The sequence below is a fragment of the Pseudofulvimonas gallinarii genome, assembly GCF_004343305.1.
Taxonomy (GTDB): domain Bacteria; phylum Pseudomonadota; class Gammaproteobacteria; order Xanthomonadales; family UBA2363; genus Pseudofulvimonas; species Pseudofulvimonas gallinarii.
This window is the reverse complement of sequence record NZ_SMAF01000029.1, coordinates 1-15569: the sequence shown is the minus strand read 5'-3', so window position 1 is coordinate 15569 and position 15569 is coordinate 1. Positions and strand designations below refer to the sequence as shown.

Sequence of the window (15569 nt, the reverse complement as noted above, 5' to 3'; positions counted from 1 at the left end):
TCTAATTCAGGATTTCCGGACCGGGTGGAAACGTCACAGTCCCGGTCGCGCCTGGCCATCACGCACGAACGGGATGTCGACGGCGCGTGCCGGCAGTTCGCGTCCGCGGATGTCGACGCGGAAGGAGGTGGCATCGCGCGGCACACGCGCGAGTGCGATCGACTTGCCGGCCGTCGGCGAGAACGTGCCGGAGGTGATGACGCCGTCGCCGGCGTCGGTGATGACGCGCTGGTCGTGGCGAAGCACGCCCTTGTCCTCCAGCACCAGGCCGACGAGCCGCTGCGGCACGCCGGCGTCGAGCTGCGCCTGCAGGGCGGCGCGACCGAGGAAGGCGCGCTCGTCCTTCATCGCCAGCGTCCAGGCCAGGCCGGATTCCAGCGGCGTCGTGGTCTCGTCCATGTCCTGCCCGTACAGGTTCATGCCGGCCTCCAGGCGCAGTGTGTCGCGTGCGCCGAGTCCGCAGGGACGCACGCCTGCATCGACCAGCTTCTGCCACCACGCGACCACCTCGCTGTCGGGCAGCACGATCTCGTAGCCGTCCTCGCCGGTGTAACCGGTACGGGCGATGAACAGGCCGTCGCCTTCGATGGCGGCGAAACGGGCGAGCGCGGTCGCCGACTGCGAGGTCGCCGTCGACAGCAGACCGTGCACGCGCTCTCGTGCCGTCGGCCCCTGCACGGCGATGATCGCCATCTCCGGCCGCTCGGTGACAGTCACCGCGTAGTCGGCGGCATGGCGACGGATCCATGCCAGGTCCTTGTCGCGGGTGCTGGCGTTGGAGACGATGCGGTAGCGGGTGCCGGCCAGCCAGTAGACGATCAGGTCGTCGATGACGCCACCCGTCTCGTTCAACATGCAGGTATAGAGCGCCTTGCCCGGCGTCTTCAGCCTGGCGACGTCGTTGGCGAACAGGTGGCGCAGGAAGTCGCGGCTGCGATCGCCATCCAGGTCGATCACCGTCATGTGCGAGACATCGAACATGCCAGCGTCGCGGCGGACGGCGTGGTGCTCCTCGATCTGCGAGCCGTAATTGATCGGCATGTCCCAGCCGCCGAAATCGACCATGCGGGCACCGAGCTGGCGATGGACGGCATTCAATGGGGTCTGTTGGCTCATGTCCGAAAACTTTCCGTAGGTAACGGGGCCGAACTATACGCGCTGCGCGAGGGGGATTCAGCAGCGGCGGCCGGATGGGAGCGGGGGGACGTCACGCACGCGACAGCAGGAAGGTCGCGCGCGTTCGCCTCACTCAGGACCGACGTGCAGCCGATAGACTGCGCGACCGTCGTCCGTGTCCGCCACGCGCTGCAGTCGGTGCGGACCGAACGAGGGTTCCGCCGCGAGCCCGGCGCGCGTGCTGAAGGTGACGTTGGCCTGCGGCGGCAGCGGCGCGAATCGCCAGGGCGGGGCGGACCGCGGGTCGCGTCCGTCGACGACGCGGCGCTCACGCAGCCAGTCGATGAGCACGTCGCGATTGCCGGCCTGGGTGTCGACCACCAGTGCCGAGGCATCGAAGCCGAACGACTGGCCGTTGCCGGCGCGGTAGTTGTTGGTCGCGACCAGCAGCCATTCCTGCGGATCCACCGCGCGGCCGTCGGCATGGCGCAGATCGACGATGCGCGCACCGGCCTCACGCGTGAGGTCGATGACGTAGCGGACGCCGTCGATGACATCGAAGTTGTAGCCGGCCACGCCGGTGTCCACCAGCGGCTGCGGCGTCGCGACGTCCGGGTCGATGCGGTTGAAGCGTTTCGCCGACTGCTCCAGCCAGGCCTTCAGTTGCGCACCCGTCACCTTCACCGCCACCAGCGTGTTCGGATAGAGGTAAAGGTCGGCGGCATGCCGGATCGCCAGCGTCCCGGCGGCGACCTGCGTGTAGTCGTCCGGTCCGGCGCTGCCGGTCTTGAACGGTGCCGCCGCCGACAGCAGCGGCAGGCCGCGCAACTGCGGCCAGTCGGCGTCGATGCGTTCGCGCAGGTAATCGACCTGGGCGCGGTTGACGACATCGAGGGCGCTGGTGTCGCCGACATCGGCGAAGAAGGTGGTCATCGCGATCCGGGTTTCGGCGATCGGCTCCTCCAGCCAGGCGAGCGTGCCGGCATGGGCCTGCGCCACCAGCCCGGCGACCTGCGCATCGGGCGTGACGCCCGACGCGTCCGTCGCGCCGTGCGGCAGCAGCAGGCTGCGGCTGTCGTCACGGTCGACCTGCCAGCGGCCGTCGCGGAAACGCAGCGACAGTTCGATCACGCCCAGGGCGCGACCCCAGAATGAAGGCATCACCGCCGGAACGCCGTGCACGCGCCCGGCGCCGGCATCGACGCCGGGCAGGTCGCCATAGGCCGGCCGTGCCGAGTGCGGATCGGGAAACCGCAGGTGTTCGTGACCCAGGACCATCGCATCGACCAGGCCACTGGCGGCGACATGCCAGCCGGGGTTGTCGAGCGTGCCATCCCACGGCCGCGTGTCGAGCCCGCCGTGTACCAGTGCGATGACGACATCGGCGCCATCCGCGCGCAGGGCCGCGACCTGCCCGCGCGTGGCATCCAGGGCATCGACCATCCGCACGCGACCGGCCAGGTGCCGCGCATCCCATTTCATGATGCCCGGCGGCGCCAGCGCGACCAGGCCGATGCGGACGGGCTTGCGGACGACCTCGCCTTTCGCGTCGCGCGCATGCAGCTGACGCTCCAGCAGCAGGCGTGGCGGCAGCAACGGCCGGCCATCGTCGGCATGCACCAGGTTGGACAGCAGCAGCGGGAAACCGGGACCGCGACAGTCCGCCTGCCCGTCGTCGAAGGGCACGCCGGCCACCTGTGACAGGAAAGGCAGCCCGTAGTTGAACTCGTGGTTTCCAAGGGTGCCGGCGTCGTAACCGACATGGTCCATGGCGACATGGATCGCCAGCCGGTCTTCGCAGGCGGGCGGCTGGACGCGTGCCTGCCAGTCGGCCAGCGGCGTGCCCTGGATGGTGTCGCCATTGTCGACCAGCAGGGTGTCGGCGTATCGCGCCCGGGCCTGGGCGACCAGTGTCGCGACGCGGTCGAAGCCGACGGTGGGATCCTCGCGCCGGCGGTAGTAATCGAATCCGAGGACATTGCCATGCAGGTCGCTGGTCGCCAGCACCGCCAGCGTCGCCTGCCATTCGTCCTCGCCCCCGCGCGGCCGCGTGGCGGCACAAGCAACAAGCACGCACAGCGCGGTGACCGCGCCGGCGAATCGGATCAGGGGCTGGACCATGAGGGGTACTCCGCGCTGTGGCGGATATTGTCCCTCAGGTGGCGAGCGGTGGCGCGTCGCCTTCCGGCGATTTCGGCAGCGTCAGCCGCACGCCCAGCCCGCCGTCGGCACGATTGGCCAGCGAAAGACGGCCGCCGTGCGCCTCGACGATCTCGCGTGCCAGCGCCAGCCCCAGGCCGGTGCCGCTGCGCTTGGTCGAATAGAACGGCACCAGCGCGCTGGCGATGACCTGGCTGCTCATGCCCGGACCGCGGTCGCGCACCTCGATCCACCAGTCCCGCGCCGACTCGCCAACGGCGAGCTCCACGTCCGCAGCGGCCGAGCCGGATTCATGCGCGTTCTTCAGCAGGTTGATCAACGCCTGTTCGAGCTGCGCCGGGTCAGCCTGGATGACGGCATCGTCCGCCAGTTCGCAGCCATGCCGGAATGCATACTGCACGGACAGGCGCATCGCGAGCGCCTGCCACGGAATCGCCTCCCGGCGCGGCAGTGGCAGCTTGGCGAAGGCGGCATAGCCACGGATGAACTCGCCGAGGTGTTGCGCGCGCTCGCCGATCGTCGCCAGCACTTCATCGAGGCGGCCGACGTCACCGCGCGCGGCGAGCATGCGTCCGGAGTGGGCGAGCGAGGAAATCGGCGCCAGCGAGTTGTTCCGCTCATGGCTGATCACCCGGATCACCTTCTTCCAGCTGGCCACCTCCTGGCGGCTGATCTCGCGCGTCATGTGCCGGATCAGGTACAGCTGGTGCCGCTGGCCATGCAGGCGGAACGAGCGCGTGGCGAGATGGAACACTTCCTCCTGTCCCTGCAACTCCAGCGCGAACAGGCCTTCGCGGCGCGCCCGCACGGCTTCCTGCAAGGTCTCCGGCATCGCCTGCAGCAGCGCCTCCAGGGTCTGCCCTTCGAGGCGGTGGCCGTCGTTCATCAGGTGGCGGGCGGCCAGGTTGGCATGCACCACATGGCCGCGGGCATTGGTCAGCACCACCGCGGTGGGCGCGTTCTGGATCACGGTGTGCAGCAGCAGCTCGCGCTGGAACAGGGACTGCCGTTCCGCACGCAGCACGCGGCCCAGTTCATTGTGCGCGCGCACCAGGTCTCCGAATTCGTCGCGGCGGTTGCTGGCGATGCTGAAACTGAAATCACCGTCGCGGAACGAGATCACCGCGCCGGCCAGGGCGCGCAACAGGCGCGCCAGTGGCCGCGTCAATACATAGGCCACTGGCATGCACAGCAGCAACGACACTGCGACGGCGACGGCAAGCATCGGCCCGGGCGCCAGCGTGGACCCGGCGAGGAGCCGGCCCAGGCCGACACCCGCGAGCATCGCCAGCAGCAGCATCAGCGTGAGGCGGGCGGGAATCGTCAGGCGGATGCCAGGCAGTCCTGCGTCGCCGTGTCAGGGCGCGCGGGAATACCGGCCGCCTGCAGCAGGCGACGGATCGAGCCGCGGCGCCAGACGCAATGCCCTGGCGGTCGCTTCACGCACGCGCCGGACCCAGGCCCAGTTTTTCCATGCGCCGGTAAAGCGCCTGGCGGCTGAGTCCGAGTTCGCCGGCCGCCTGCGCGACCACGCCGCCGGAGCGCTCCAGCGCGCGTTCGATCGCCTGCCGGTCCGGCTCGGCCGGTGCCGACGCGGCCATCGGCGGGCGTGCCGGTGGCGCCAGCCCGAGATCGTCGGCCTCGATCAGGCCATCGCGACAGAGCAGCCGCGCGCGCAGCACCGCGTTCTTGAGTTCGCGGACATTGCCGGGCCAGTCGTGCGCCAGCAGCAGGCGGCGCGCGTCGGCGGACAGCCGCGCCTGGCCGGCGAGGAAATGCTCCGCCAGCGCGAGGACGTCGTCGCGGCGCTGCGCCAGCGGCGGCACCTGCAGCTCGATCACGGCCAGACGGTAGAACAGGTCTTCGCGGAAACGCCCGTCGGCGATCATCGCGCGCAGGTCGGCATTGGTCGCAGACAGCACGCGCACCTTCACGCGCTGCGTGCGCGTCGATCCCAGCCGTTCGAACTGGCCGCTTTCGAGCACGCGCAGCAGCTTCACCTGGCTGGACAGCGGCAGGTTGCCGATCTCGTCTAGGAACAGCGTGCCGCGGTCCGCGGCTTCGAAGCGGCCCTCGCGCGCGCGTCCGGCGCCGGTGTAGGCGCCGGCCTCTGCGCCGAACAATTCGGCCTCGACCAGCTCCGACGGCAGGGCGCCGCAGTTGACCACAATATAAGGACCGTCGCGGACGCTGGAGTTGGCGTGCACGATGGCCGCGATGCCTTCCTTGCCGGCGCCGTTCGGGCCGGTGATGAGCACCGGGAGGTCCGAGCGCGCGACCTGGCCGGCGAGATTGACGACGCGTTCCATCGCGCCGGAGGCGACCACCTGGCCACAGAGGTCGAAGCGCTGCGCCAGAGCAGCCAGCGCCGAGCGCTGCTCGGACTGGTAACGCCGCGCCATCCGGGAGGTTTCCGACAGTTCGAGCAGGTTCTCGACCGACGCCAGCAGCTTGTCGTCATCCCAGGGCTTGCCGAGATAGTCGGCGGCACCGGCCTTCACCAGTTCGACGGCGGTCTCAAGACGCGTCCAGCCGGTCAGCAGGACCACCGGCAGGTCGGGACAGCGCGCGCGCAGCGCATGGAACAGCGACACGCCCTCCTCGCCCGAGGTCGTGTCGGCACTGAAGTTCATGTCCTGGATGACCAGGTCCACCGTCTCGCGATCGAACACGGCCAGGCCTTCTTCCGGCGAACCCGCCGTCAGCGTGCGGATTTCGCGCAGCCCGAGCAGCACGGACAGCGCCGTCGCCACCGCCGGGTTGTCGTCGATCACCAGAACCGTACTCATGACCTGTCTGCCCATCCGGTCGCGCTCCCGATGCATGATGCATCCGGATGCGCGGACCGGTGAATAGGTTGCACCGGGCAGGCATGGTATCGACCGCTCATCGTGCTGTCCGGTTTTTCCGTCAGGCCGTGCGCGTCGCCAGCGCCGGCGTGACCGACGCCGCACGCGACGCCGGACCGAGCACCGCCAGTTGCCCGAGCACCGCCATTGCCAGTGCACCCATGGGCAGGTAGGGCCATGGCAGGCGGGCGGTATTGAAGTTCTGCATCAGCCAGGCATTGAAGCCGTAGGTCAGCAGGGCGCCGAGCAGGATGCCGAAGCCGATCATCAGCGCATTCTCGGTCTGGAAGTAGCTGCGGATGTCGCCTCGAAGTGCGCCCAGCGCGCGCCGGGTGCCGATCTGCTTCATGCGGCGGGTGACCCAGAAGCTGGTCAGCCCGACGATGCCCAGGCCGGTGATCACCAGCATGGCGACCATGGTGCCGCCGAGGATCGACATCATCGCGTGGTCCTGGCGATAGACGCGCGTGCGCGCCTCCTCGATCGAACGCATGCGCCGCACCAGGCGGCCGCTGTGGCCGTCCTGCAGCGCCTTCTCGACCTGCGGCATCAGCGCGTCGCGCTGTCCGGGCTCGGCGCGGACCAGGTAGCGCGAGAAGTTGCCGTCGATCTGGATGGCCGGCACCAGCACCGACTGCTCGACGTCAGTCCAGCCCACCCACGGCACCTGCAGACGTTCGACGATGCCGATCACCGTGACCGGCTGGTTGTCGTTGGCAATACCGTAGATCTGCCGGCCCACGGCGCCACCATCCGGGAACAGGACGTCGGCCAGCGCCTGCGTCAGGATGGCGACGCTGGACTGGATGCGGGTGTTCTGGTTGAACTCGCGCACGTCACCGGCCTGGAACGCGCGACCTTCGACCAGCCTCACGCCGAAGGCGTCGAGGCCGTGTTCGTCCATGAAATACATTGCCGCCGGTTGCACGCCGCTGCTGTCCACGCCGCGCCCCGGTTCGGTGGTGACGCCGGTACTCCAGCCGCCGTTTGTCAGCGGCGTCGTGTTGGTGCTGGTGGCATCGATCACCCCGGGCAGGGCGCGCAGGCGCGCCAGATCGGCGTGGATGGTGTCGCGGACGTCGTAGTCGGCGGCGAAGCCGAGGCTGTCGATGGTGAACGTGCCCGTCTCGTCCATGCCGCTGGGGCGGCCGACGCGCGTGCTGCGCTCGAGGACGATGAACAGGCTGTTGCAGATCACCGCCAGGGTGATCGCGACCTGGACGACGATCAGCGCCAGGCCGGCCTTGTTGCGCATCAATGCGGAGAAAATCGGTCGCATGGCCATGGCGGGCTCCTAGTTCGACTTCAGTTGCAGGGCGGGCGTGACCTGGCAGGCGCGCCATGTCGGGAACAGCCCGGCCAGCAGGCTGGCGCCAATGGCGGCCAGCACCACGATCGCGGTCATGCCGGCGTCGAGTTCGGCCATGCGGCCGGTGGCGGTGTCGCCATACAGCGCGCGCAGACCGATCAGGCCCAGCCAGGTGAGCAGCAGCCCGAGCGCCGCGCCGGCAATCCCGATCACGCCGGACTCGGTGAGGAACTGGGCGAAGACCTGCTTCCGGCTTGCGCCGACCGCGCGACGCAGGCCGATTTCCGGTGCGCGCGCCATGAACTTCGCCAGCAACAGGCCGACGGTGTTGATCAGGCAGACGATCAGGAAGGCGAAGGCCAGCCAGGTCTGGGTCTGGGCATCGCGGCCGACCACGCGCTGCTGCGCCAGCCACTCCGCGACGGTGTTCACGCGGTTGTTGAGCGGGCGCGGAAAGCGGCCGCGGGCCTTCTGCTCCTGCACGTAGGCGTCGAGGAAATCCTTGTAGCGGGCCGCGTCGGCGGCCCCTTCGAGTTCTACCCAGAACGCCATCCAGATGCAGTCCGACGCCAGCCACGCCTGGTAGCCGGCGCCGGGATCGCTGAAGCAGTTGTTGTTGGCACTGGACGTCAGCTCCTTCTCGATGCCGATGCCGAAGGGCACGAAGACATCCTCGACATCGGCGAAGGCGCCGGAGGAGATCTCGTAGAAGCGCGGCTGCGGCTGCCAGGCGTCAAGCACGCCGCTGACGATGTAGTCCTCGCCCTGCATGCGCAAACGGCGGCCGACGCTGTCGGCGCCGCCGAACAGGCGGTCGTTCATGGCGCGCGAGATCACCACCACGCGGGCATTGTTGTCGTCGGACTGGCGGTCCCAGCCGCCGCCGAACAGGAACGGCACGTCGAACATCGGGAAGAAGTCGCCGTGCGTGAACAGCACGGTCGCCAGGAACGGCTTGACCTCCGGGTTGGCCGGCTCGACGGCGAGGAAGTTGGGGAACATCGCCGCCTGCCGCCTGGCCTTCCGCGCGTTGTGCAGCGCCATGGAGTCCTGGTAGGTCATCAGGTTGGGCGGATTGCCCTGCTCGTCATAGGGCTGGTTCGCCGACCAGTTGTCGACCTGCGGGCGATAGACGCGATCCTCGCGGTGCGCCATCGGATTGCTGGACATGCCGCGCAGCACGGTCAGCGCGGTCATCGCCGCGCCGATGCCGAGCGCGATGGCGGCGACCATCAGCGCCGTCAGCACCGGATTGCGGCGCAGGCTGCGCGTGGCCAGCCAGAAGTAGTAGCGGGTCATGGGCGTTCGCTCCGTCTCAGGCGTTCACGGCCGCAGCAGGGTTCGCCGCGGCGGCCGCCGGACGCGGCGCCGCCAGCCGCGGGCCGTCGTCGAGATCGCTGACCTGGCCGTCGATGATGTGCACGTTGCGCTGCGCACGCGCCGCCAGCTCGTGATCGTGGGTCACCATCACGATGGTGGTGCCCTGCTCGTTGATCGACTCCAGCAGCTCCATGACGCCACGCGCCATCAGCGAGTCGAGGTTGCCGGTCGGTTCGTCGGCCAGCAGCAGGCGCGGCTCCCCGGCCAGGGCGCGGGCGATGGCGACACGCTGCTGCTGGCCGCCGGACAGTTCGCTGGGGTAGTGCTTCATGCGCGAGGCCAGGCCGACCTTGGCCAGCGCTTCCTCGATGCGGCGACGGCGCTCCGGGGCCTTGAAGCCGCGATAACGCAGTGGCACGTCGACGTTGTCGAACAGGTTGAGATCCGGGATCAGATTGAAGCCCTGGAAGATGAAGCCGATCTTCTCGTTGCGCAGGCGCGAGCGGGCATCGTCATTGAGGCCGCGTACGTCGACGCCATCCAGGTGGTATTCGCCGGCGGTGAAGGTTTCCAGCAGGCCGGCGATGTTGAGGAAGGTGGTCTTGCCGGAGCCGGACGGCCCGGTCACCGCGACGAACTCGCCTTCGCGCACGTGCATCGACAGCTCGCGCAGCGCATGCGTCTCGATCATGTGGGTACGGAACACCTTGCTGAGCTGGTTCATGCGAAGCATGTCGTTCGTCCTGGTTGTGTCCTGGGAGGTGCGGGGTGGGAAGCCGCGCCGGGGCGCGGCGCCCGGGATTCAGTTGACGAGCACGCGCTCGGCGTCTTCGAAGCCGTCGGTGCCCGAGATGACGATGCGCTCGCCTTCGGCCAGGCCGGAGATCACCTCGATCTCGGTCAGGCTGCCGACGCCCAGTTCGATCGGGCGACGCACGGCGACGCCATCGACGAGCACGTAGGCGAAGCGGCCACTGCCGGCGTCGACGAACGGACCGCGCTGCACCTTCAGCACATTGGGCCGTTCGTCGAGCAGCACGCGCGCCTGCAGGCGCTGGTTCTGGCGCAGGCCTTCCGGCTGCGCCCCGGCGAAGCGCAGGCGCGCACGCACCTGGCCGCTGACGACTTCCGGCGACACCGAAGCCAGCTCGGCCGGGAAGGCGCGACCCTGGAACGTCACCTCGCCGGCCAGGCCGGGAACGAGGTCGTCGGCGAAGCTTTCCGGCGCGTCGATCTCTATTTCCAGTCGGCTCAGGTCGATCACGGTGAGCAGGCCGGCGTCGCGGCCGACGGCGCTGCGGTCGGCGACCAGCAGCGTGCCGACGCGTCCGTCCACCGGTGCCCGCACGGTCAGCTCGTCGACGCGGCGGCGCAGGTCTTCGACCAGCAGGCGCTGGCGGTCCAGTGCCAGTTCGCGGCTGCGCAGTTCGAAGGCCAGCGATTCCTTCTCCAGGTCGACGTCGGCGCTGGCGTGGGCATGGCCGAGCTCGGCTGTGCGCAGGGCATCACGGGCGCGCAGGTGGTCGACCTCGCTGATCGAGCGTGTTTCCCAGGCGGTGTCGGCGCGCTGCATTTCACGGCGCGCGGCGAGCAGCGCGACCTCGGCCTCGTCGCGGGTGCGCGAGCTGAGCAGCTGGCGCTTGCGGATGTCGATGCGCGCGCGCGCGACCTCGATCTCCAGGCTCTCAAGCGTCGACTGTTCGCGCGAGAGCTCGTTTTCCAGCTCCGGGCTGGCCATCTGCGCCAGGGCAGCGCCTTGCGCGACATCGTCGCCCGCCTGCACATTGAAGGTCACGGTGCCGGCGGCGGGCGCGAACAGCGTCGGGCTGACCGCGGCGACGACGCGGCCCTGAACGGCGATGTCGCGCAGCAACGTGCCGCGTTCGACCACTGCCGTGCGCAAGCGGTCGCCGCTCACCGAGCGCGTGGCGGAAAACGTACGCAGCAGGGACGGCACCAGCAACACGAGCAGGACGACGGCGACGGCGGCGATCGCCAGCCACCTGATGCGCCGCGAGCGCTGTTCGCCGGCGGCGGGGGAAACGACCCGGTCCTGCGCCGAGGTGTCGCGAATGCCGATGCGGCTGCTGCCATCCATGTCCGGACTCCTGTTCATGGCAAGCGTGAAGCATCAGCCGTGCCAACCGCAGAACGGAACGGATTCAATGGTTTGTCGCCAACGCACCGCTGTCCGGCGAGGCGGGCGGACGTCCGCGCCGGTGACCGCCGCGGGTCAGAACATCACGTTGATCATGACGATGGTGACCAGCATGAAGATCAGCGCCAGCGGGCCACCGACGCGGAACAGGTCGCTGGTGCGGTAGGCGCCCGGGCCCATGATCATCGCGATCACCGGATTGGTGACGGTGAAGAAGTTGTTCGAGGCGGCGACGCCGACCAGCAGCGCGTAGGCGGCCGGGTTGTGGCCGGTCGCCAATGCCGCGTTGATCGCCAGCGGCACCATCAGCACGGTGGCGCCGACGTTGGACATCACCATGGCGAAGAAGCTGGTCAGGGCGACGATGAACAGCTGTACCGCCAGCGCCGGCATGCCGCCGATCACGCTCAGGCTTTCCTGCACCAGCCAGGCGGCGGCGCCGGTGGTTTCCAGCGCGTAGCTCAATGGAATCAGGCTGGCGAGCATGAACACGGTCTTCCAGTTCACGGCGCCATAGGCTTCCTCGACGCTGAGCACGCCGACCAGCATCATGCCCACGGCGCCGGCGAACAGCATCACCGGCAGCTGGTCGGCGCTGTACAGCGCGAAGCCGACGGCGGTGACGAACAGCACCAGCGCGTGCCACAGCTTGTGCGGCCGCTGCTCCTGCTTGGGAATGTCGGTGACGACGACGTAGTCGTGCTTTTCCGCGGCATGCGCCAGGTCGCGCCAGAAACCGTGGAAGACCAGGCAGTCGCCGGCGCGCAGCGTGGTTTCGCGCACGCCCTGGGTGATGACCTGGTCGCCGCGGCTGACCGCGAGGATGCTCAGGCCCAGGCGCTTGCGCAGGCGCAGCTCGGAGGGCTTCTTGCCGATGAAGCGGCTGCCCGGCGGCATGACCGCTTCGGCGATGCCGGCGCGACTGGGATTGAAGAAATCGGCGAACTCGCGCAGGCGCGGACGCAGCGCAAGCACGTTGTTCTGGGCGAACTGCTGCACCTCCTCGCGCGGGCCGAGCACGCCCAGCGCGGTGCCGACCCAGATCATCTGGTCGGCCGGCGGCGCCAGGCGCGCTTCCGAGCCGACCTTGATGGCGAGGATCAGCGGCGCGCCATGCAGCTGCTCCGCCTCGGAGATCGCCATGCCGACCAGCGGGCTTTCGGCGGTGACGACCAGTTCATAGATGTCGCCTTCGATGCCATAGGCCCTGGCGAAGTAGCTCTCGGCGCGTGCCGGCGTCGTTTCCTGCCGGCGCAGGCGCTCGGGCATCAGGTGCGGCGCAATGAAGGCGAAGTAGCCGATGCCGGCGACCAGCAGGGCCAGGCCCACCGGCGCCACCGCGAACATCGCGAACGGTTCCAGTGCGTTGGCGCCCGACGGCAGGTTGCGGTTGGCGCTGACGATCAGGTCGTTGAGCACGATCAGCGGCGAGGAGCCGACCATGGTCAGCGTGCCGCCGAGGATGATGCAGCAGGCGATCGGCAGCAGCAGCTTGGCCAGCGGCAGGCCGGTACGCGCGGAAATGCGGCTGGCCACCGGCAGGAACAGCGCGACGTCGACCGGGTTCTGCAGGAAGCCGGAGATCACGCCGGACAGGCTCGACAGCAGCACGGTCAGGCGACGTTCGATGCCGCCGGACAGGCGGATGATGAACTGCGCGGCGTACGCCATCACACCGGTGCGTTCCAGGCCGGCGCCCATGATCATGGTGGCGATCACCGCCAGCACGGCATTGGAGGAAAAGCCCTGGAACAGCTCGTCGCTGGGCACCAGGCCGAGGATGCCGAGCAGGACCAGCACCAGCGGCGCGACGATGTCGGCGCGGATCCACTCGCCGACCAGCATCACCACAGTGAACAGCAGCAGGCCCAGGACAAGCAGCATGTCCGTGGTGAAGACCAGTGCGCTGCTGTCCATGGCTCAGGTGGTCAGGGTTTCGTAAATCAGGTCGTGGACGGGATGGCCCAGGCGCAGGCCGCGCTTCTCGAAATGCGTCAGCGTCCGCGACGCCGGCCGCTCGCTGTAATGACCGGCACCGGCGCTGTTGCGCCAGCCGGGCGCCGCATCCATCACCTCGAGCATGTGTTCGGCATAGTGCGGCCAGTCGGTCGCCATGTGCAGGCGGCCGCCGGGCACCAGCACGCGGCGCACGCGTTCGGCGAACGCCGGTTGCACGATGCGGCGCTTGTGATGCTTCTTCTTCGGCCAGGGGTCGGGGAAGAACAGCCGCAGCTCGTCGATGCTGTGCGCCGGGATGGCGCGGTCGAGCACCTCGATCGCATCGTGCTGGAACACCCGCAGGTTGCCCACGCCGGCCGCGGCGGCATCCTTGAGCAGGCGACCGACGCCGGGGCCATGGACCTCGATGCCGATGAAGTCGGTACCGGGTTCGGCCTGCGTCGCCTCGCACAGCGCCTCACCGTTGCCGAAGCCGATTTCCAGCACGCGGCGGGCACGCCGGCCGAAGACGGCGTCGAGGTCGAGCGGCGCGTCCCCGGCCACCAGGCCGTAACGCTGCCAGTGTTCCTCGAAGGCACGCGCCTGCGCCGCCGTCATCCGGCCCTGGCGCAGCACGAAGCTGCGCACGGCGCGGTGGCGCGGATCGGACGTGTCCGGGGGACTGGCGTCGCTGGCCGGGTCGATGCCGGCCATCAGCCGATCAGTCCATCCAGCGGCGACGAGGCGCTGGCGTGGCGCCGGCGCGCAATGCGGCCGGCGAGGAAGGCTTCGCGGCCGGCCTCGATGGCCAGGCGCATCGCCCGCGCCATGCGCACCGGCTCGCGGGCGCCGGCGATCGCGGTGTTCATCAGCACGCCGTCGCAGCCCAGTTCCATGGCGATGGCGGCATCGGACGCGGTACCGACGCCGGCATCGACGATGATCGGCACCTTGGCGTTCTCGATGATCTCGATCAGGTTCCAGCGGTTCTGGATGCCCAGGCCGGAGCCGATCGGCGCCGCCAGCGGCATCACCGCGACCGCGCCCAGCTCCTCGTAGCGACGCGCCAGCACCGGGTCGTCGCTGCAGTACACCATGACCTGGAAGCCTTCGCGGACCAGCGTTTCGGTGGCCTTCACCGTTTCCATCACGTCGGGATAGAGCGTGGTGCGATCGCCCAGCACCTCCAGCTTCACCAGGCTGTGGCCGTCCAGCAGCTCGCGCGCCAGGCGCAGGGTGCGAACGGCGTCATCGGCGGTGTAGCAGCCAGCGGTGTTCGGCAGGATCGTGAAACGGTCCGGCGGCAGTACGTCCAGCAGGTTCGGCTGCGAGGGATCCTGGCCGATGTTGCTGCGCCGGATGGCAACCGTGACGATCTCGGCGCCGGCCGCCTCGGTGGCCTGCCGCGTTTCCTCCAGATCGCGGTACTTTCCGGTACCGGTCAGGAGGCGCGATTGATAGGTGCGACCAGCGATGGTCAGCGGCTTGTCGGCGCGCGCGGGCGCCGCTTCGGGGAGGTTCGTGGCCATTGCCGCCTATTGTGCCGCAAGCGGCGCGGCATCTCGACCGCCGGCCGGTCAGCCGCCGCCGATGGCGTGGACGATTTCGACCTCGTCGCCGGCCGCCAGCGCATGGGTTTCGTGGCGGCTGCGCGGCACGATGGTCCGGTTCACCTCGACGGCGACCCGGCGCTCGGCCAAGTCATTGCGGCGCAGCAGTTCGGCCACGGTGCAGCCTTCCGGCACCGCGTGGGTTTCGCCATTGAGCAGGATGTCCATGCCGCCATTCTAGCCGCTGCATCACGGCGCGATCCGGACCGGCGAACGGTGCGTGACGGGCGCGCGTTTCCGGTTACGATAGCGCCGCAACCACCGCATCGGAGACCGCCATGCTCAAGGAGTTCAAAGAATTCGCCACCCGTGGCAACGTGCTCGACATGGCCGTCGGCATCATCATCGGCGCCGCGTTCACCACCATCGTCAGCTCGCTGGTGGACGACATCCTGATGCCGCCGCTCGGCCTGGTCCTGGGCGAGCTGGATTTCTCCAACCTGTTCGTCACCCTCGGCGGCGGCGAGTTCGCCTCGCTGGCAGCCGCGCGCGAAGCCGGCGCGCCCGTCATCGCCTACGGCCTGTTCATCAACGCGGTGATCAAGTTCCTGCTGGTCGCCTTCGCGCTGTTCATCCTCATCAAGCAGTTCAACCGCTTCAAGAAGCAGGCCGACGCCGCGCCCGCCTCACCGCCGGCCGAAGAAGTGCTGCTGACCGAGATCCGCGACCTGCTCAAGCAGCAACGCGGCTGAGATGAACGGGATGGGCGACGCGGGTCGCCCGTCTCCGCGACAACGCCGGTCTGCCGCTGCGGCAGCCGGTGCAGGCTTCGCAAGCGGCGGGATGTGCCGCTATGATCGACGCCAGTGCGGGTGTAGCTCAATGGTAGAGCTGTTGCTTCCCAAGCAACTGACGAGGGTTCGATTCCCTTCACCCGCTCCATTCCAACTCTCAGGAGGAAGATATGGACGCTTGTTCACAAACGGGCGATGTCGCCTCCTGCGACTGGCAGTCATGGACCACGATTCCGTGGGATGTGGCGAACCAGTACGTACGGAGGTTGCAGGCTCGTATTGTTTTGCCTCCAAGTTCCCTTGGACCCGCTCGTCCCGGATTTGTGTGAGTCCGCTCCGGGTCAGGCGGCTTGCCGCAACTGTGCATCCTGGTGC

At 68.9% G+C, this 15569-nt stretch carries 13 protein-coding genes and 1 tRNA gene; 2 read left to right on the top strand and 12 right to left on the bottom strand.

What is annotated here, in order from left to right:
• Window positions 1–33: 33 nt before the first annotated feature.
• The 12 genes from gcvT to thiS form a co-directional block, all read right to left on the bottom strand.
• On the bottom strand, window positions 34–1116 hold the full coding sequence (gene gcvT, locus EDC25_RS13395; protein WP_123522288.1) for a glycine cleavage system aminomethyltransferase GcvT: 1083 nt from the start codon (window positions 1114–1116) through the stop codon (window positions 34–36).
• 129 nt (window positions 1117–1245) lie between these two features.
• Entirely contained in the window at window positions 1246–3237 is a 1992-nt protein-coding gene (locus EDC25_RS13390; RefSeq protein WP_132577682.1) for a bifunctional 2',3'-cyclic-nucleotide 2'-phosphodiesterase/3'-nucleotidase, read from the bottom strand.
• Window positions 3238–3271: 34 nt separating this feature from the next.
• Window positions 3272–4576: a sensor histidine kinase gene (locus tag EDC25_RS13385; RefSeq protein ID WP_205984983.1), complete on the bottom strand. Its 1305-nt coding sequence runs from the start codon at window positions 4574–4576 to the stop codon at window positions 3272–3274.
• A 139-nt stretch (window positions 4577–4715) separates the two neighbouring features.
• The gene (locus EDC25_RS13380; RefSeq protein ID WP_123522285.1) at window positions 4716–6065 is read right to left on the bottom strand and encodes a sigma-54-dependent transcriptional regulator; all 1350 of its coding nucleotides are present in this window, start codon (window positions 6063–6065) and stop codon (window positions 4716–4718) included.
• Window positions 6066–6186: 121 nt separating this feature from the next.
• On the bottom strand, window positions 6187–7410 hold the full coding sequence (locus EDC25_RS13375; protein ID WP_123522284.1) for an ABC transporter permease: 1224 nt from the start codon (window positions 7408–7410) through the stop codon (window positions 6187–6189).
• Between the two features lie 9 nt (window positions 7411–7419).
• Window positions 7420–8733, bottom strand: coding sequence for an ABC transporter permease (locus tag EDC25_RS13370; RefSeq protein WP_132577681.1), 1314 nt, complete (start codon window positions 8731–8733; stop codon window positions 7420–7422).
• Between the two features lie 16 nt (window positions 8734–8749).
• Window positions 8750–9487, bottom strand: a complete 738-nt coding sequence (locus EDC25_RS13365; RefSeq protein WP_123522282.1) for an ABC transporter ATP-binding protein — start codon at window positions 9485–9487, stop codon at window positions 8750–8752.
• A gap of 69 nt (window positions 9488–9556) precedes the next feature.
• Window positions 9557–10852 (bottom strand): efflux RND transporter periplasmic adaptor subunit, encoded by a 1296-nt coding sequence (locus tag EDC25_RS13360; RefSeq protein WP_123522281.1) that lies wholly within the window; start codon window positions 10850–10852, stop codon window positions 9557–9559.
• A 135-nt stretch (window positions 10853–10987) separates the two neighbouring features.
• On the bottom strand, window positions 10988–12829 hold the full coding sequence (locus EDC25_RS13355) for an SLC13 family permease (RefSeq protein WP_123522280.1): 1842 nt from the start codon (window positions 12827–12829) through the stop codon (window positions 10988–10990).
• Window positions 12830–12832: 3 nt separating this feature from the next.
• Entirely contained in the window at window positions 12833–13564 is a 732-nt protein-coding gene (gene trmB / locus EDC25_RS13350; protein WP_123522279.1) for a tRNA (guanosine(46)-N7)-methyltransferase TrmB, read from the bottom strand.
• A complete protein-coding gene (locus tag EDC25_RS13345; RefSeq protein WP_123522278.1) occupies window positions 13564–14379 on the bottom strand; it encodes a thiazole synthase in 816 nt (271 codons plus the stop codon). Before EDC25_RS13345 ends, trmB begins: the two co-directional genes overlap by 1 nt.
• Window positions 14380–14427: 48 nt before the next feature.
• Window positions 14428–14628 (bottom strand): sulfur carrier protein ThiS, encoded by a 201-nt coding sequence (thiS, locus tag EDC25_RS13340; RefSeq protein ID WP_123522277.1) that lies wholly within the window; start codon window positions 14626–14628, stop codon window positions 14428–14430.
• Window positions 14629–14738: 110 nt separating this feature from the next.
• On the opposite strand from thiS, the gene mscL reads away from it, so the two are divergent.
• Entirely contained in the window at window positions 14739–15152 is a 414-nt protein-coding gene (gene mscL / locus EDC25_RS13335) for a large conductance mechanosensitive channel protein MscL (protein WP_123522276.1), read from the top strand.
• 116 nt (window positions 15153–15268) lie between these two features.
• A tRNA-Gly gene (locus EDC25_RS13330) sits at window positions 15269–15342 on the top strand.
• Window positions 15343–15569 lie beyond the last annotated feature (227 nt).